Genomic DNA, 17,203 nt, shown 5'->3' with positions numbered 1-17,203 from the left:
GCCACTATGCGATGGACGCTATTGGCAAAGTGAATCCTGCTTTGAACCGATCCATGACAACCATTGTTTCAATGCGTTTTATGTCTGCACTTTCGTCTGTAAGACGTCGGACAAACCGCTCGTAATCTTCCATATCGTTTACGGTAACTAGCAAGACGACGTCGGCCAGACCTGTAACGTAGAATGCGCTCATCACTTCAGGCATCTTGCGAATTTGCCGCTTTAGGCGATCGACGGTGTCGGCACGCGCGCGCTCTAAGGAAATGAGCACCACTGCCGTCACATTCCGTCCAACTGCTTTTGGAGAAATGATGGAAACGTCGGCCTCTATGACACCCTTGGATCGAAGGCGCTTGAGCCGACGTTGAACTCCGGATGCGGATAGGCCGACCTTCCCGCCAAGTTGTTCACTACAGAGGCGATTGTTTCGTTGGACGAGATCAAGAAGACGAAAATCGATTTTGTCGAGTTGCATCACTGCCTCGCGGCCAGCGGATTGCGATCGCGTCGGAGAAGCAGACGCCTGCGCGGCTTGTCCTGACATTTTCGATTCGTCACTAGGCAGCCTAGCTGTTGAACGATCGATTTCTCCCGCTGTCATGTGCCTTGGAACACCTATGGGAGCCCAGCTCTTTGCGATACATCGAAGACAGTTGGTGCAGCGATCTCCCCCTCCGCCGGGCTCACCATTCTCGAACCCGGCCGCCATCTCGAGAATGTCGCGGGTCGGGACCCACGTCCGCTGAGAGCTGCTGATGAAGGCTGTCCGACTCCAGTTCTATCAATGCGCGCCCCGGACCCGAGCACATATTCCCCCCCGCCACACACGGGTGTGGTAGACGGTCAAGCTCCGGAGGCGACGGCTTTTTGCTCCTGATCGGCGGAAAGCACTATTGCGTTGACGGTGCGATAGGCGAATACGATGGCGGGACCGATTGTTATGCCTGCCCCGGGATAAATTCCGCGCATCGGCGACGTCATGTCGTTGCCGCAAGCGTAAAGACCCTGGATTGCGTTGCCTTGTGCATCCAGGACGTTTCCGTAACTGTCGGTCGCCAATCCGGTCGCCGTGCCAAGCGTTGCCGGAACGATCGGCAACGCGACAAATGGTCCGTCTTTGATGGGTCCAAGATTTGGATTTTTTCCCACGGTCGGATCGCCGAGCGTGCGATTGAAAGCCGATTCCCCACGCTTAAAGAGGGGATCGCGTCCTTGGGCAGCGTGCGCGTTGTGTTCCTCGATCGTCTTTTGAAGCACGGCGGAATCTAGTCCCAGCTGCTTTGCGAGCTCCGAAATCGTTTCACCTGCCTTGATGTAGCCAAGACGGACATATTTACCGATGCTCAACGTCCAGGGCCATGGCAGCAGTTGTCCCATGCCCCTCAATCGCACGAACTGGTGATCGCAGATGAAGTAGAATCGCTTATCTGCTGGATATCCGTTTTCAAACATTGCCAGGCAAATATCGTGGTACGAATTCGATTCGTTGACGAAGCGTCTGGCATTCGGACCGACAGCAATGACCCCAGGACGGCCGCGGTCGAGCCAGCCGTATGGCACAACCTGCGAGCCGATGCCGCGTTTCAGGATTGAAACTGGGGTCCAGAAGCCGGCGGATGCGACATCTTTGTCGATGGCGGCCCCGAGCGTGGTTGCAAGCCCAATGCCGTCACCGTTAACATCGGCGTGGGCCAACGTAACGTCATGCTGGTGTGCACCACTGAGGTCCGCCCTCAACTGCGCGTTCCGGGCAAAGCCGCCAGTTGCGAGAACAACACCACGCGAGGCGCGCACGCGGATATCAAGGTTGATCCGCTTGACAACAGCACCGGTGACGCGCCCGCCTTCCTTGATGAGTTCGAGCGCCGGAGAAGATGGCCAAATTTCTACGCCGTACTCGCGCAGGCTCACCAGCAGCCGCGCGATCAAGGCATTCCCGCCGCTGAGCTCAGTACCACGCCTGAACCTGAGCCGATCCCGCGCATAGCGGCTCAGGCGAGTTAAGACGTGCTTGAGCGACGCAACAGATTGGAGCGGGTTGAGAAAGCTTCTCACCTCACTCGATGAGATCATCATGCCCCCGAGCACAACCCGAATGGGGTCACCAATCAAATCGAAGTCGTTGCCTAGAAACCGCCCATCATAGGGAGCGGGGCTCAGTGCCCGTCCCGTATCAGCGCCGCCAAGTTGGCTCGAGTGATAATCGGGCGTAGAGGCCAAGGTAAACTTGACACTCGTGCCGTTCTCGAGCGTGGTTAGCGCCGCCGGGCCGTCTTCAAGATAAGCATCAATGAATTGCGCACGATAATGAACGCCGAGTTCATGCTGCAGGTATGTCCGCGCATTGGTGATAGTGTCATCAATGTTAGCCGCGCGCGCCTGAGCAGAACAAGGAACCCAGATCATGCCATTCGACAGGGACGTCGTTCCGCCAAGTCGCGGAGATTTCTCGCATACAATGACGCGCAGTCCGGCCTTTGCCGCATAGAGCGCCGCCGACAGTCCAGCCGCGCCGCTGCCGATCACGAGGACATCTGTCTCAAAGTCCTGATCCAGCCTCGTCCCTCCTTTGGAGGCGAAAGCGATCGTGTCCGGTTTAGCGCGGTCATTTGGTGTGTTCATGCGGCCTCGCTGCACGTTGCAGTGAACATCAATGAGTTTGCGGAAGCGGGACAGCTTTGAATTCCGCCGCCGCTGTTTTCACTGCCCGCTCAATTGGAATTCTTTCAATTGAGGATGCGCCAACAAAGCCGACACACTCGGTCGTTCGATAGACCTCGATCGTATCTTCAGGCTCGGCAATTGCCCCACCATGGCAAAACGAGAGGACGTCCGACCGGACGGTTCGCGCCGCCGCGTTGATTTCATTGATGCGCCGGATCGCCTCCTTTATGGATTGCCCGTCCTCATGACCGACCAGGCCGCCGCGCGTTGCGCCGACATGTGGGACGATGCAGTCGGCCCCTGCACTTGCCATCGCTTTGGCGTCTTGAGGGCTTCCGACATAGGCGAGCGAAAAGATGTTCTTCTTGCGCGCGAGAGCAATCAGCTCGACTTCACGTTCAAAGCCGAGGCCGACGCGGCCGCGGCGGTCACGCCACTTGTCACCCATAGTGGAGATCGTCGGATAGTTGATGACGCCGGAGAACCCAGCAGCCCAGAACTTGTCCAAAAGAGCATCGAGGTTGAGCCGGAGAGGATCCCAAGCCTCGATACCGCCAACCACCGGCACGGAAGACACCACGTTACGAATTTCGGCCGCAAGCTCCAGCGTGCGTGCGTTGGAATCGCCAATCCGGCTCGTGGGAAGCCCCATCAGACGCGACAGGCCGGTCGAGTAGACCACCAGCATGTCGGCACCTCCAAGAACGGCACATTTCGCGACCAGGCCGCAGCTACTTCCTGCCGCGAGAATTGCTTTTCGCTCCGCCACCTGTCCTTCGATCCTGGAAAGAATTTCGGCTCGGTCAAACATCCGCATGGGATGAACCTTCTTGCGTGAGTTGTTCCAGGATCCATGCCGCGGCAGCCTCGGCGAACTCGCCATCGTTAATGTGACAGTTCAGGTCGCGGACCATGACGTGCGCGGAGAGACGTTCCTTGACCGCATCCAGCCAAGCCTTGTCGGCGTCCGGATCGTAGAAGATGCCGCCTTGGCGGTCGTAATCGGATACGCCTTTCGCCGGCCAAAGGACCATTGCGGGTCCTTTTGCTCGCGATAGCCGTTCTGCCGTGAGCCGGCCAATGCTCGCGTTCTCAGACGCAGTTGTGCGCATGAGCGTCGTGTAAGGCGTATGGGCGTAGAACTGCCGACCGCGAAACTGATCAGGAACGCTCGATGGCAGGCCAAAATTGACCATATCGACCGCACCGGGCGCGATCACTTGCGGAATCATTTGCCGCGACGCTGCCTTGAGCCGATCTGGACCGGCGCTTGCGGTGCCTCCAACGATTTCGTCTGCGAGCTCAGTTGTGGTCAAATCAATGACGGCGTCGAATTCACCAGCCGCGATCAGCTGCTCCATTTTACGGCCGCCCGCCCCGTTAGCCGGAAAGACGATTGCGTCTACGCCGGCGTCGGCAAGCCGCGCTGCGCACTGATTCGCCGCCGGCGTGGTCACGCCGAAGGCAGTGATCGCAACGATCTTCTTGTCTCGTCCAAGCTTGGCGGGAGCATAGCGCGTGGCCGCAATGGCCCGCCCCGCGTTGTCGAGCACCCTTGTGGTAAAGACATTAATGCCGAAGAGATCGACCAGCGTTGGATAGAGGATGATGTCGCTGTGAGTGGCCAATTCGGCGAGTAGCGCAGGCCTTGCGCTGCTCACCAGAAGTTTCGGAAAACCATAAGGAAGCTCAGACACAACCTCGCCGAAAACCGCGCTCCCCCTGCCACCCGCAACCCCGACAATCGCGCTGATCGTTCCTGATCCCAGGAGATCACCAACCTTACTGCGCGTCCTTTCAGCAATCTGCTTTAAGAGTTCGGTGGGGGCCGTCGCATCGGCTTGTTTGTTGCCGTCATCCCTCTTAGTGCCGACGTCGATCAGGATGGTCTTGCGGCCGCACGCCTCGATAATGTCGGCAAGGTAAGACGCCTCGCGGCCCTTGGTATCCAGCGTGGCCACGATCGCGACCGCGTCCGTAGTCGCGGCTCCAATCGCCAGTTCGGACAGGTTACCATCCCGGGCCGACCTCTGGTCGTCCGTACAATGGTGAGACACGATCTTCCTCCCAGAACCATTCCTAACAACAGGTGGTCTAGACCCGGCTCTGCCCGGGTATAAGATCGGTGAGGCGTCCAAATGGGTAACATTGGGTAGAAACGGTGAGAGCGAGAGTTCCCGGCAAACTTGCCACACGCATGTCTGACATAGCTAAAGGCGCACAATTGCAAGTCTACGCGCCCTCTTTGCGCAGCCTTCCAGAAGGCTCCATGCTAGTCATGGCGACCCTGCCAATCCTCGACTGGAATGAGTGTCTTTTGCGAGACTTGCTAACCCTCGACAAGGCAACGTCCGCTCCTCATGTCTATGCGGCGATACTCATGATCGACCCCTTCGCTTGCTGGGAGGATATTGCCGAATCGTTGAAGGATGCCGGCATCACCGGCGTCGCCAATTTCCCGCCTGCATCTATGATCGAGCGGTCGGCGGCGGGCGTACCCGTTGATGCCGGACAGGAGCTCGAACTTCGGCGGATGGAATGGTTCACAAGCCATGGTTTCAAGGCGTTGTTTGCCATCGCGAGTGATTCTGAAATTACCGCAGCGGAGAAGCGACTTGGCTCCCATCTGGACGGACTCATCCATCTACCAGCAGAGGCTCTTACACGGACGATGAGCGAGGAGATGGAGCTGGTAAGCCTTGGCCAGCACGGATCGTCATTACCAATGTTCGCGCTTCTGGATGGGACGACTTCGAAGCGGCCAACTTGAACAAAGTGACTAGCGGGATTGCGTGAGCCGCTACCTTACCCTATTGAATTAAGATTTTTTCAAGCCCCCCGTTGGCTTGTTACACAGCCTTGTGTTTGGGGCTCACGGGCGATCCGCCTCCCAAAATGGGTCTTAGAGCGGCCGTAATGCCAACCGTTGACCCATGTGCCGAGTGACCGGATCAAGTGCTAGGTCTTTGATCCCTGCGCAAGCGCCCGCAGACGAAGCTTACTCATCCGAATGTTCTGCTTCAGACGACGTTCTGAGATTGGCGAACTAAGATAGTCTACGATATCAGCGTAGCTCGTGAGATTGTGCCTGTTAAAGGCCGCTAATCTCAACAGCTCGCCAGCATAGCCGGCAGGACGGCCTCCAGCGCCTTGAGTTGTTTCGCCGCTTCTGCTTGGTCAGCACCGATGTAGAAGATGGGGCTTGCTACACCTGATTCCCATCGCAAGTTAGCCGCAATGAAATCGTTGTTGAAGACACAGACACGCTTTTCCAAGCCGGTGACCGCCTTAGGATAGTGGTCGCGGAATCAGGGCAGATGCCTTGTCCAGTCGCGCCGTCCAGCAGCAGCGGCGGGTCGATCGAGATCGAGTTTGCGGCCGGGGCTCGGATGCGGATCACAGGCACGGTCGATGCGGCGACGCTGAAGGCCGCGGTGGCGGCACTGGCAGATGGACGGCCGCGGTGATCCCCATTGCGTCGGACGTGCGGGTGGCCATCCTACTCGTGAGCACACCGGCCGTATTTTTGGCCACGGTCACTCGCATTCAGAAGAACCTCAAGGCGCGGCTGATTTTGGAGCGGGCCCGTTACGTCGTGGTTTTGGTCGCTGCCGCCTTGCTCGGGGCTTATCTTCACGCGAACCACAAAGATGAATCCTATGAGGCGGCCTTGCGTGAAGGTGCTGTGCTGGCGTCCGCCAAGATTGCTGCCTGCAAATCAGCAGCAACGGACTACGCGAACACGCGATAAGGGCTAGATCGATGTCGGCTTACCGGTACTCGACGTGACAGGGCCGCTTGTGGCCTCAATCGAGCTTTTGTTGGCCACTGCGGTTGCTTGCGCCATAGCCTCTTCCTCCACTTCATGTTGAGGACTCAAGCAGGCCACCAAGATTCTCCGAACTAGCGTCAATTATCGAATCCGCGCATCCTTTGCTTCAATGCACTTACTTCGAGGCCTTTGACTTTGACGCCTTTGAATTTTTCCACATTTCTATCTTGTCGTAGTAGGTCCATATTTCGGCCAACCAAGCTCTAACATAGCCGCGCAAAACGAAGGAGTAATCCGCGCCAGCGCCGTTCGGCAATTTGTTGGCAACGTACGTCAAAAAGCCAACGGATTCGTTTTCAGCGCTTGCGATTGCTTGCTTGGGCAAAGCGGGAATTGCGATATCCCCGGACGCAGATTGCGCTTTCTCAACGCCTGCCGGTTTTTGACGCGTTAGCTCATTCAAGACCGGATGAAAAAAACCATCCCTAAAGTAGCTACGAACCTCGGATAAATCTGGCTCGTTCTCATCGTAGACATACAGGCACCTGAAATCGATTGCTCCAGCGTCAGCCGCCGCGACGAAACCTATATGGTCCAACGTCCTCAGAACGGTGATGAACTGATCGCTTCCAATTTCAATTAATGTGATCTTTGGCCCCTTATTAAGGGTGTCAAAAACAGCCATTTGGTCTTCGACCGATGCTAGATCGACGACGCGCGTAGCTTCTGGGTGGAAGCGAGCTAGATCGTTATTACCGGACCCACTTGCGTCGAAAATCCGGAAGGAAAGTTGGTTGGCCGTCCAATAGTCTAATAATGTCTTGGCTACAGTCGTTTTACCGATTCGATTTCTAACTCCGGTCACAATGACCACGATCGGCTTTGAGATCTTGTCATCCTTTTGCATCTCTTGCCGCTGAACCATGTCTTTTGCCGCAATGCCATAACTCTTTACCGGCCGCGCGATGTGCTTCAGCGTTTGTTCACCCAGATCAGTAAATGGAAACGACACCTTGTCGCGAACCTGGTCGTGCACAGCACCGGATACGCAAATGCCTCCAGGTTCGGCACTGCTTTCCAGCCGGGCCGCGATATTCACGCCATCCCCCAAGATATCGTCGTCATCAATTATGATATCGCCAAGATGAATGCCGATACGAAGCTCAATCCTTTGAGTCTTCGACACGGCCCCGTTTTGTTTTGCCATGGCTCGTTGAATATCAACAGCCGCACGTACCGCATCAACCGCGCTTGCAAACTCAACCAGCAGCCCGTCCCCCATAGTCTTAAATATTCGGCCGCGATGCTGAACGAGCGTGGGATCAATGAGAGTTTTTCTTACCGCCTTCAAACGGGCTAATGTGCCTTCTTCATCCGCCCCCATTTGCAAGCTATACCCGGCGACATCAGCCGCAAGGATAGCGGCCAGTCGTCGGTCGGTTCGTGCTGTGGTCAAAGAGTTTCTCCCGGGTGAGTACATTCCCTATGTATCTAAGCATAAGATGCCGGCGCCAGAATAGGCCGCCAGCTTGAAGCTACTTCCGGGGCTGTTGCCTAAGCCGCTTTGGATTCCGATCGCTATGCTTCGGAGCGTTTTACGCAGCCTCTAAAACTCCGCACGAACCAGAGTAGCCTGAGATATTTGCTATCCGCGAGTGGGACAAAGCAGCTAGGTCTTATTCCGCTTCTTAGGGGACCTTACAGGCGTCCGATTATGCGACGTCGATGGCCGGAAACCGAACTATTGCATTCGCCTTGGCCTTAATAGTCACGTCCCCGTAGCCCTCCGAAACATTGCGCGGCGCATGCCCCTGAATGGCATCCCGCACGCGCATCTCAACGCCCTGATCAATGCCAACCGTCTTGATCCGATGCCGCCAACCGTGGCTAGGATCAACGTTCTTATCCTTCAGAACCTCGCGGACGAATTCATTGACCTTATTCCGCGCCGTCTTCACCGCATTGCGCACACCTAGCTCACCGGCCTTCGGCTCTATGAACAGATAGCCACCCTTCGACTCTTCAAAGAAAGCCAAGAAGCCTTCCTCGATGAGTTGCCGATGGAGCACGAGATCGCGAGCTTCATCTGTCTTGACCGGTCCCGCTTCCGGCGTCACGTGGAGCACCCAGAGCTTGCCTTCGCGCTTGTCCGCCCAAACGCGATAGAGTTGGCCCGCCAAGGCCGTCGCCTGTCGGTGGCTCAGATCACGGGGGCATCATTGCGGAGAGCTTGCCAGACACCCTCAAGATAGGCCGCCGCAATGGCGTTACGCGTCTTGGCCTCACTGGGATCGGCAGTGCGGAGGGAGAAACGAATGGCTTGGGTGCTCTCGCTAGGCGTCACGAAAACGAAGCTATCGCCCAGCGGGATTGCGAGTCCGACACCGATTACTTTGGGGCGGACATCAGCAGGGATGCGCTGAGCAAATCACTTGTTTTGAGACCCGTCCCGGCGCATTGGCCGAACAACCCTGAACAGCAATGTTACACCCCATTGTTACACAGTCGGGGCCAACGCAACACCCTGAAAGGGCTTATCTATCTGGATTTATTCGCGATCCAGAATCGTATGGTGCCGAGGAAAGGATTGCACCATTTCGGACGCAGGACCTTGAGGAATAACGGTTTTTTGTGTCGCCGAACGCCTGCACCAGGAGATTGGACCAAAGCAACGCATTATCGCGGGGCTAGAGGATCGCCTCGGACTGTTTGAGCGGCTCGGTCACGCAGCTCGAGTTGAGGATATCTGAACTCGGGTACAAAATGCCTGGCGATGCGCTAGCTCGAGTCTTGCGACCAGCCAGCTGGAGAGCCGCCATCGCAGAAAATGGAACTCCCGACTTGCGGGTTCCGCGACTCAGGTGTACAACGCAAAAACCCGAGCGATCCGTTAGGAAGGCTCGGGTTCTTTGAAACCGGCGGGGACCCGCCAGTCCGGCTTTAGCAATCGGAATGTATGGTCCCCGCCCCCAATTGTCCAGGGTGACGGACAAGGCGGCAAAGGACCGCTATTGCAATGTCAACCATCTCTACAACCCACACCAAACCCCTCAACCCGACGGACGGGCACATCATCGCCGGGACCGCGATTGATGAGAACCGTTTCATCGGTCGAGTTCGCGCCTCTCAGCTCTTCCAGATCGCGCCCGATCCACGCGACAGCGAGAATAAGAAGAAGCTCGACGCCTCACACGAGTTGCAGGAACTCCGCGGCATCCGTGACGAGGTCCAGCGCCTGTTCGAGGGCGCGAAGAAGAAGAACGTCGAGCCGTATGCCGATTACATCGTTGCGTTGCGCAATGGTCAGGATGGCTTGACGCCTGCCATCACGCTCTACTGCGAGGCGCCATTGTTGGTTGAGATGCGCGAGGACGGCACCGCGTTCATCCAGGTCCCGTGGGACAAGAGGCTGGTCGCCATCGACGGCGAGACGCAACTCGCGGCTCGTCACGAAGCAGCCAACCTCGATCCCGAAACGAAGAAGGACTTCGTTCCCATCTACATCAACCACGGTCGGGACGAGGGCTGGGCGCGGCAGGCGTTTCACGATCTGAACACTCTCGGTGTGCGTCCCAACGCAGCCTTGAGCCTCGGTATGGACGCTCGTGACCCCATCACCCGCGTCTGCCGCGAGGTCGAGCGGCATGTCGGCTTCTTCAAGGGCAGGGTGAACAAGGTTCGTCGTCAGTTGCGCTCGACCGACGCCGAGGTGGTCACGATCACCACCCTGCGCGGTGCTTGCGTGACCTTGGCGAAGGGCATCAACGGTGTTCAGTACGGTGCACGGCCTGTCCCGGTCCCGGAAGAGACGATTAATGCAATCGAGCGGGCAGCCATCGATTGGTTCAACGCCCTGACGGAGGCCTACGGGCCCGCGCTCGAGAACCGGGAGCACAGCCTTGCTTCCTCACCGACGGCGATGGCAGCGCTCGGCGCAGTTGGGCATCCGTTGGTCAACGTTGCCGATCCGAAAGATCGCGCCTTGAAGGCCCGCGAGCTTGTCAACAGTCTCTCTGGCGTGAACTGGACACGCGACAAGACCTGGGAAGGCATCGCTGGAAAGTTCACCCCGAAGGGCTCGTTCTCGCTGGGTGGGTCCAAGGAGACGGCATACGCGGTGTACGCGACCCTCACCGATCCGGCATCCGCCGGGTATTCGCGGGTTCGTGGCGGAGCCGCCTCAAAGGCCGCCTGATCGACCGGCGACAAGATCAAGACCAGAAGGGCCCCATGTGGGGCCTTTCTTTTTGGAACGGATTTGCTGGCAAAAATCTGAAAGGCCAGTTGTCGTCGCGGTTGGGCTCGTTTCCCCCCGTGCCCGCCTAGTCGCAGTCGAGGAGGGGCTCTCGTCGCGGGTGTTGGGCCCCTTCACGACGAGGCCCGCCATCGGACCTCTTATGTTTTTAGGAACTTCGCACGTCGAGAACCGGCGTCGGCGCTGACGTGCGACAGCACCAATCAATCTCCGTCTGTCTGTCTGGGTATGGCTGCAATTCAGCTCTCTAAGGAATACCAATGCCGCTTTTCTGCCGCGTTTCCGGCTGGGCTGCCTCGCGAGGTGATCTCGTCGCTAGCGCCGGAATCAGTCGCAGCTGGTGTTGCAATAGGCATTAGCTAGACGTTGGATGCGGCCCCGTCGCTAACTGCTGCGGCTATTCTCACAGCTATATGGAGGCGATCGTGGTGACGCCGCTGAAGAACCGCACGGGATCGCAGATTTCCGAGCGCGCGACTTTGCGGCGGGGGTGCACGGGATCGGGACGAAGGGACAGCGCTCGCTTCCAGCTCGATGAACTCGCCGGCTCCTTTTCGAGCCTCGGATGAGCCTCAATGCACTTGTTACATCAGGTCCGGTGCTGCTCGTCCCATGATCTTTTCGTAGCCCGCCTTTTTCGTTACATGCGACGATGCAACGGGCGGGCTATCAGGCACGACTATCGTTGCGCTGTCCGTTCATCGAACTGGCTGCAATCACCTCAATATCTCGACTGCAAAGTGGGCATGATGAAGCTCCAAAAAAACCGCTGCCGGATTTCTCCGGCAGCGGCTCAAGTCTTGGGAGAAAGCAGACGAACCGGTCTGCCAGCGGAGCCAAGAGATCAGAACGGAATTCTGGCCGTCGGTCGCTATTATTCAAATGATGTGGGATTGGTCACGGCGCACGACCTCAGCATCCGGGTAATTTTGAGTAAACCGACCGTTAGGCGCAGCTGTCTTCCAGGTCTGACGCGACAGTTACCTTCCCACGGCTCTAGAAACGCGATGTTTGCGGAGTCGCACGGGCACGATTCACTTAACAGGTGGCCGCTGGCACGCTGGCACTACCAGCCCGCGCGGTTGTGAAAGAGCAACCGATACTTCGTCAGCACAATACGCGGGCGAGCTCATTTCCTAATCCAAAGGTTTCTCGCGGCAAATGCGTGCTTCCACAGGAACGAGCGATCTTTCGGAGAGAGATACCAACGGGTTCGACAGGTCAATTCGATTCCGAAGCCACTCTCGGACTCGCATGCGCGCGCCGATGCAACATGTGCGCGAGCTCCCTCTCACAGATCGGAATTTTCTGATGACATCGGGCCGGCAACAAGTTGGATAGGCATTCGACTGATGCATCTAGAAACGGAGCTCTCGGCGCGCCATTTCGGTTCTAACCGCCATCAGCAAGCCTAACAGGCGATGTCGACCGGCCGCACCTTTTCCCCAACAGCTCGAGTGATCCGGCCGACATCCTGTTCTCGCCACAACGCGCGTTTAGATGGCGCGAGTCAGAGGGAGGCAATTGTCGGTCCATATCGCCACGACAGTGCTCCGCTATTTAATAAACGCTAGCCTCGATCGATCGAGAGTTATTGTAACAGATAGAACTACGATCAGGCCCGTGACCATGATTTGAAGGTATGTATGCACGCCTGCGATATTGAGACCATTTTGCAGCACGGCGATCACCAGAACGCCGGTCAATGTTCGATGGACTCCGCCTGAACCTCCAGATAGCGCGGTTCCGCCCATCACGACCGCGGCGATCGCCTGGAGCAGCAGATCGTCTCCCATGCGCGACGTTCCCGTTGATGTCCGCGCGACAAGTAGCAAGCCCGCAACTCCGCAAAGCATTCCGGAGACAACAAAAGCGACGGCTTTGGTGCGAAGAACGTCAATCCCCGAAAGTCGAGCAGTGAGGCCACCACCACCGATCGCAAAAAGGGCTCTTCCGAAGTGGCTTCTCGCACCGACAAAGGAAGCGACCACAAAAATGAGAAGCGCCAACACTCCCGAATTCGGAATTCGACCAATCACAGAACCGGAAGCAATCCACGTGAGGTTCGGGCTCTGAAAGAACACGTTGCCACCGCCGCTGATCCACGTGGAAACGCCGCCAAGAATAGTCATCGTGCCTAGTGTGGCAACGAAAGAAGGCAGCCGTAGTCGAAGGACGAGCGCAGCATTTGCGAGGCCACACAGCGCTCCAATGCCTGCGGCAGCGACGGCTATTCCGACCGCACCTACATCAAAGTCACGGATCAGAACCGCAGACGAAATTGCCACAAGTGTCACGATGGCTCCAACGGAAAGGTCAAGCGCTCCCATGAGAATCACAAATGTGATGCCCGTTGAGACGATCAGCAGGATCGAGGACTGTCGCATCAGATTGAAAAGATTTATCCAACTTAAAAAGCGCGGGTTGATCAGCGCGAACACCGCGACCATTGCCATCAGCAGCAACAATGGCCCTATCGCATTTATGATGGGACGGTGACGGTTATAAAACTGGGCGATCTGCACTTTTACTTCTACACCTGATCTCGACCCAGTCGTCTGCGGCTCATACCATGTGTTGGACAAGTTCCTGCTCCGTTGGCTTGTTATCGGCAGGCGCGTTGCACACGAACTGAATTTCTCCCTCTCGCATCACGATGATGCGGTTTGACATTCCAATAAGCTCAGGCAGATCGTCTGTGACCAGAAGAATAGCTACGCCCTCCTCAGCCAAGTCCCTCAGGACGCCGTAGATCTCTTGTTTGGCGCCGACATCGACGCCGCGCGTGGGATTGTCGAGGACCAGCACCTGAACCTTTCGGGCCAGCCATTTAGCTATCACCACCTTCTGTTGATTACCCCCGGAAAGGAATTGGCAAAGCTGTGTTGGACCTTTGCATCTCACACGCAAGCGATTGATGTACTTTTCGGCGAGAATCCGTTCTCGGGAGCGCGAAATGAAACCAGACAGGCGCGAGACGAGCGGAAGCGAGGCCAAAGACATATTTGCTTGAACCGACATGTAAGGCACGATGCCTTCGGTCTTGCGTTCTTTGGGGACGAAACCCATCCCGCGCACGATCGCCGCTTTTCCACGTCCGCGAAGCGGCAACGCTTCGCCGCCCAATTCGATGGTGCCGTTTGAGGGGAAGGGTTCAAATCCGACGATGGCTTTGGCTACAGCCTCCTTGCCGCATCCGACGAGGCCACCAATTCCAAGGATCTCACCTTTGCGAACCTCAAAACTGACATTCTGGACGTTGTGGCCGCTTAGACCCTTGACTGAGATCGCGATGGGCGCTCCCACGAGTTTCAGCTGGCGCTTCTCCATGAAGTATTCGTCGTCTCGCGTTCGGCCAACCATCGCCCGATGAAGGCTTTGTTCGGAGATCTGTTCTCCTGCGAACTCGCCAACATTTCGCCCGTCCTTGAACACGTAGATGCGGTCGCAAAGCTCTACGTATTCCGCAAGACGGTGGGTAATGAGGACGAATGACGCGCGACGACGGTACCGCCGAATCGAATCAAAGAGAATTCTGATCTCTCGCTCGCCGATTGCCGCTGTCGGTTCGTCGAGCAGGATGATGGGATGATCAATATGGAAATACTCGGCCAACACGAACGCCTTGGCAATCTCGATCATCTGCCGATCGTGGAAAGCGTAGTCGCCTGTGCGACGGCACGGATCGATGAAGTCAAGACCGAGGTCTTTGAAGTGTCTTTCGCTCACGGCCATCATCGCTCTTCTGTCGACGATGCCTATCGGATTGGCAAAGTTGGCTTCTAAAGAGAGAAATATATTTTCGTAGACAGTCAGGCTTGGAATAAGGGCCTGCTCCTGAAAGACCATCGAAATCCCGGCCTCAACGGCCTTAGTATAGCTTGTCGGCCTGAAGCTCTTGCCGCAGAGTCTCATACTTCCCGCATCCGGCGTATGGATGCCGGCAATCATTTTGAGGGTCGTTGATTTGCCTGCCCCGTTTTCGCCGGCAATGCCAACTATTTCGTTCGGGAATACATCGAGATCGATTCCTTCGACCACGGAAATGCCATTGAAGCGCTTCGACCCGTTGCGCATCGTGTAGATGGGCGTCGGCACGCCACTCATTTCACGTCCTCCGCGCTCGCACGATTGGTGTTCAGAAGAACAGCGAGCAGAATGACGGTCCCTTGAATGATTGTTTGTAGATAGGACGGCAGGGCGAGAATGTTCATGCCGTCTGAAAGGATCGTTATGAAAAGAACCCCGATTATCGTCAGGCGCACGTTGCCAAACCCACCCGTAATCGCAGTTCCGCCAACGACCACTGCGGTGATCGTGTCGAGAGTCATGTAACTGCCCATTGTGACTGTGGCGGATCCCAGACGAGCGGCCAACAGGACTCCGGCAATTCCTGCAAGAAGGCCGGACAATGCAAACGCCTGGATTTTGATCGTATTGACCTTAACTCCGATGAGCGCGGCTACTTGCTCGTCGCTTCCGATCGCGAGCGTCATTCGTCCGAAACGCGTGCGATCACCTATTAGAATCGCAACACCGTAGATCACGGCCGAAAAAAGTACCGCATTGGGGACTATATTGGCCAGTGCGCCCTGGGCCACGTCAATGACAGCCGCGTTCGATACTGATAAGGACCGGCCATCTGAAATGAAGAGTACCGCTCCTGAAATGGTCGTTGCTGCTCCAAGCGTCACCAGAATCGAGGGAATTCTGAGGTAGACATAGACCAGCCCATTGATCGCACCAAACACCAAGCCGACCAAACACGCGATAGGAACTGACCATAAACCTAGGTCTGGTGCTAGCCGGGCGACCAGCATGCCGCAAAAGCTAGCAACCGCTCCGATCGATAGGTCGATAGAGCCCATCAGGATCACGAAGGTCGCCCCGATGGATGAGATCAAGAGGACCGAACTCGATAGTTCGATTGCCCTGATATTTGCGATGGTAAAGAACGATGGAGCCGCGACACCAAAAGATATAATCGCGATTGTAAAGACGAAGATAGTTATGGCACGCCGCCATAGCTCGCTATCTCTGCGCCCAACCAACGACACTTCTAGCATGTTTGCGATCCGTCAACGTGAGGTAAACACGACGCCCCTCTCCAGAGAGAGAGGGGCATCCGAAGCGATCACTCGGGAATTCGCTGTTTATAGTGATCGTTATACTCCGCCTTGAGCTGATCCACGCAACCAGATTCAACGGCATCTTGATAAGCCTTCGGAAAATTGTATCCGACCGGCGTTCGAGCTCCCCAGTACGTCTTCACGTCGATCGGCCACACATAGTTTTGAGCATCCCAATCGCTGGGATGAAGAACCCGCGACATTTTCCTCCAATCAAACGGAAGCTTCTCGCCGGCGAGAAACGCTTGATACTTGTCCACATTCTGAGCGGTTATCAGCGTGGCTCCCGTGTACATCATGCGTTCGCACGGGCTCGGCTTAAATCCCTTAGCGACATCGTATGCCCGCACGAGCGCAAAACCGGCTTGCCACTGTGGGGTAAAGCCCATTGTCGCAAGAATGCGGCCTTCCTTCACCAGCTTAAGGGTTTCTCGATTACCGTCGAGGCCGACGATCGGAATGTGCATACCAGCGTCTTCGACGGCTTGCATCGCGCCCAGTGCAATCGAGTCGTTTTGCCCGAAGACAGCATCAATCTTGGAGTGCGCCACCAATAGGTCTTCCATGACCTTGCGAGAGTCAATCTGATTCCATTTTCCTGGTTGGCGCGCGACGAGCTTGATGTTGGGGTATTCGGCTAGAGCTTTATCGAAACCCGCGGTTCTGGAGATGTCTGCATCTACCCCGGGAAAACCAGTAATGTGCGCGACGTTGCCTTTTCCGCCGATCTTGTCAAAAAGCAATTTGGCAATTCTGTAGCTGTTTTCGACATCATCCGGCGAGAAGAACGTTGCAAAAGCATAATTTTCGGCCCCCGCATCCAAAGGATGGAAGCCAGGAAGTGACTCCCAAACAGCAACATGCACCGCACCGACTTTCTTCGCCATCTCAACGATGGGCTTTATGTTCGCCGCAACCAGATTCTCGCCGAACGTGATCCTCACACCTGTACCGAATTGGGCCTCATAGATTTCGATTTGCTTTGCGGCATCACCTTTGCCTGAAAGGATGCGATAGTTTAGACCGAGCGATTTTGCGGCCTGTTCGGCACCTTGCGACCAGTTATTGAAGTATTCGTTTTCTAATGTGGAAACTTCGGACAGGACATCCTCGGCGCTCGCACCACCCGCAACGCCCAGGAATGCGGCGGTAGCTAAAAGGTAAGTCGACAGTCTACGCATTGATTGACCCTCCTCGTACTTGGTTGTAGATGATTGCCTTTCTTTCACATCGGTCGGCAGGCCAGCACGTATTCGCGATGGAAGAAATCGGAACACACAACGTGTTTGCCTATCGTCAGAACGGTCATCCCGGCGAAGCGGAGAGTTCACAACGTACCGCGGACGCGGCGGTGGTCCGTTGTGGCCGGCATCATTGCTCTGG

The 17,203-nt window shown here is 56.4% G+C and carries 15 protein-coding genes and 1 pseudogene; 4 read left to right on the top strand and 12 right to left on the bottom strand.

The genetic code is table 11. The features are described from left to right. Positions 1 to 4 precede the first annotated feature (4 nt). The 4 genes from BLV07_RS07615 to BLV07_RS07600 form a co-directional block, all read right to left on the bottom strand. Positions 5 to 475 (bottom strand): Lrp/AsnC family transcriptional regulator, encoded by a 471-nt coding sequence (locus BLV07_RS07615; protein WP_091881930.1) that lies wholly within the window; start codon positions 473 to 475, stop codon positions 5 to 7. 368 nt (positions 476 to 843) lie between these two features. Then, positions 844 to 2,622, bottom strand: coding sequence for an FAD-dependent oxidoreductase (locus tag BLV07_RS07610; protein ID WP_176945392.1), 1,779 nt, complete (start codon positions 2,620 to 2,622; stop codon positions 844 to 846). A 28-nt stretch (positions 2,623 to 2,650) separates the two neighbouring features. Continuing rightward, a complete protein-coding gene (locus tag BLV07_RS07605) occupies positions 2,651 to 3,481 on the bottom strand; it encodes a phosphoenolpyruvate hydrolase family protein (RefSeq protein ID WP_244551010.1) in 831 nt (276 codons plus the stop codon). Beyond that, positions 3,468 to 4,721 carry a Tm-1-like ATP-binding domain-containing protein gene (locus BLV07_RS07600; protein WP_091881924.1) on the bottom strand — a complete coding sequence of 418 codons (1,254 nt, stop codon included), beginning with the start codon at positions 4,719 to 4,721 and terminating at the stop codon, positions 3,468 to 3,470. Before BLV07_RS07600 ends, BLV07_RS07605 begins: the two co-directional genes overlap by 14 nt. Positions 4,722 to 4,861: 140 nt before the next feature. Between BLV07_RS07600 and BLV07_RS07595 the strand changes: the two genes are divergently transcribed. Then, on the top strand, positions 4,862 to 5,434 hold the full coding sequence (locus tag BLV07_RS07595) for a hypothetical protein (protein WP_091881921.1): 573 nt from the start codon (positions 4,862 to 4,864) through the stop codon (positions 5,432 to 5,434). 337 nt (positions 5,435 to 5,771) lie between these two features. Here BLV07_RS07595 and BLV07_RS47400 read toward each other — a convergent pair whose 3' ends face one another. Next, a complete protein-coding gene (locus tag BLV07_RS47400) occupies positions 5,772 to 5,939 on the bottom strand; it encodes a hypothetical protein (protein WP_176945391.1) in 168 nt (55 codons plus the stop codon). A 188-nt stretch (positions 5,940 to 6,127) separates the two neighbouring features. Here BLV07_RS47400 and BLV07_RS07585 point away from each other — a divergent pair, with 188 nt between their 5' ends. Continuing rightward, positions 6,128 to 6,415 carry a hypothetical protein gene (locus tag BLV07_RS07585; RefSeq protein WP_244551008.1) on the top strand — a complete coding sequence of 96 codons (288 nt, stop codon included), beginning with the start codon at positions 6,128 to 6,130 and terminating at the stop codon, positions 6,413 to 6,415. A 196-nt stretch (positions 6,416 to 6,611) separates the two neighbouring features. On the opposite strand, the gene BLV07_RS07580 is transcribed toward BLV07_RS07585, so the two are convergent. The 3 genes from BLV07_RS07580 to BLV07_RS50070 all read right to left on the bottom strand — a co-directional run bounded on the left by BLV07_RS07580 (position 6,612) and on the right by BLV07_RS50070 (position 8,780). Continuing rightward, positions 6,612 to 7,892 (bottom strand): adenylate/guanylate cyclase domain-containing protein, encoded by a 1,281-nt coding sequence (locus BLV07_RS07580; RefSeq protein WP_244551007.1) that lies wholly within the window; start codon positions 7,890 to 7,892, stop codon positions 6,612 to 6,614. Positions 7,893 to 8,148: 256 nt separating this feature from the next. After that, positions 8,149 to 8,616, bottom strand: a complete 468-nt coding sequence (locus BLV07_RS48680) for a site-specific integrase (protein ID WP_244551006.1) — start codon at positions 8,614 to 8,616, stop codon at positions 8,149 to 8,151. 20 nt (positions 8,617 to 8,636) lie between these two features. After that, positions 8,637 to 8,780 (bottom strand): DUF6538 domain-containing protein, encoded by a 144-nt coding sequence (locus tag BLV07_RS50070; protein ID WP_502689894.1) that lies wholly within the window; start codon positions 8,778 to 8,780, stop codon positions 8,637 to 8,639. Positions 8,781 to 9,452: 672 nt separating this feature from the next. On the opposite strand from BLV07_RS50070, the gene BLV07_RS07570 reads away from it, so the two are divergent. Both BLV07_RS07570 and BLV07_RS48675 read left to right on the top strand, forming a co-directional pair. After that, a complete protein-coding gene (locus tag BLV07_RS07570; RefSeq protein WP_091881916.1) occupies positions 9,453 to 10,631 on the top strand; it encodes a DNA sulfur modification protein DndB in 1,179 nt (392 codons plus the stop codon). Positions 10,632 to 10,976: 345 nt separating this feature from the next. Next, a pseudogene (locus tag BLV07_RS48675) lies at positions 10,977 to 11,307 on the top strand (LrgB family protein); the annotation flags it as partial. A 940-nt stretch (positions 11,308 to 12,247) separates the two neighbouring features. Here BLV07_RS48675 and BLV07_RS07565 read toward each other — a convergent pair. The 4 genes from BLV07_RS07565 to BLV07_RS07550 all read right to left on the bottom strand — a co-directional run bounded on the left by BLV07_RS07565 (position 12,248) and on the right by BLV07_RS07550 (position 17,001). Beyond that, a complete protein-coding gene (locus BLV07_RS07565; RefSeq protein ID WP_143035362.1) occupies positions 12,248 to 13,276 on the bottom strand; it encodes an ABC transporter permease in 1,029 nt (342 codons plus the stop codon). Then, the gene (locus tag BLV07_RS07560; RefSeq protein ID WP_091881910.1) at positions 13,257 to 14,798 is read right to left on the bottom strand and encodes a sugar ABC transporter ATP-binding protein; all 1,542 of its coding nucleotides are present in this window, start codon (positions 14,796 to 14,798) and stop codon (positions 13,257 to 13,259) included. The genes BLV07_RS07565 and BLV07_RS07560 overlap by 20 nt, the downstream gene beginning before the upstream one ends. Next, positions 14,795 to 15,757: an ABC transporter permease gene (locus BLV07_RS07555; RefSeq protein WP_091881908.1), complete on the bottom strand. Its 963-nt coding sequence runs from the start codon at positions 15,755 to 15,757 to the stop codon at positions 14,795 to 14,797. The genes BLV07_RS07560 and BLV07_RS07555 overlap by 4 nt, the downstream gene beginning before the upstream one ends. Positions 15,758 to 15,825: 68 nt before the next feature. Beyond that, positions 15,826 to 17,001 (bottom strand): sugar ABC transporter substrate-binding protein, encoded by a 1,176-nt coding sequence (locus BLV07_RS07550; protein ID WP_091881905.1) that lies wholly within the window; start codon positions 16,999 to 17,001, stop codon positions 15,826 to 15,828. Between the last annotated feature and the right edge of the window lie 202 nt (positions 17,002 to 17,203).

Origin of the sequence: Bradyrhizobium sp. Rc2d (assembly GCF_900099855.1) — a bacterium.
Lineage (GTDB): Bacteria > Pseudomonadota > Alphaproteobacteria > Rhizobiales > Xanthobacteraceae > Bradyrhizobium.
The sequence above is the reverse complement of the archived record's forward strand: the minus strand, read 5'-3'. Positions and strand labels throughout refer to the sequence as shown.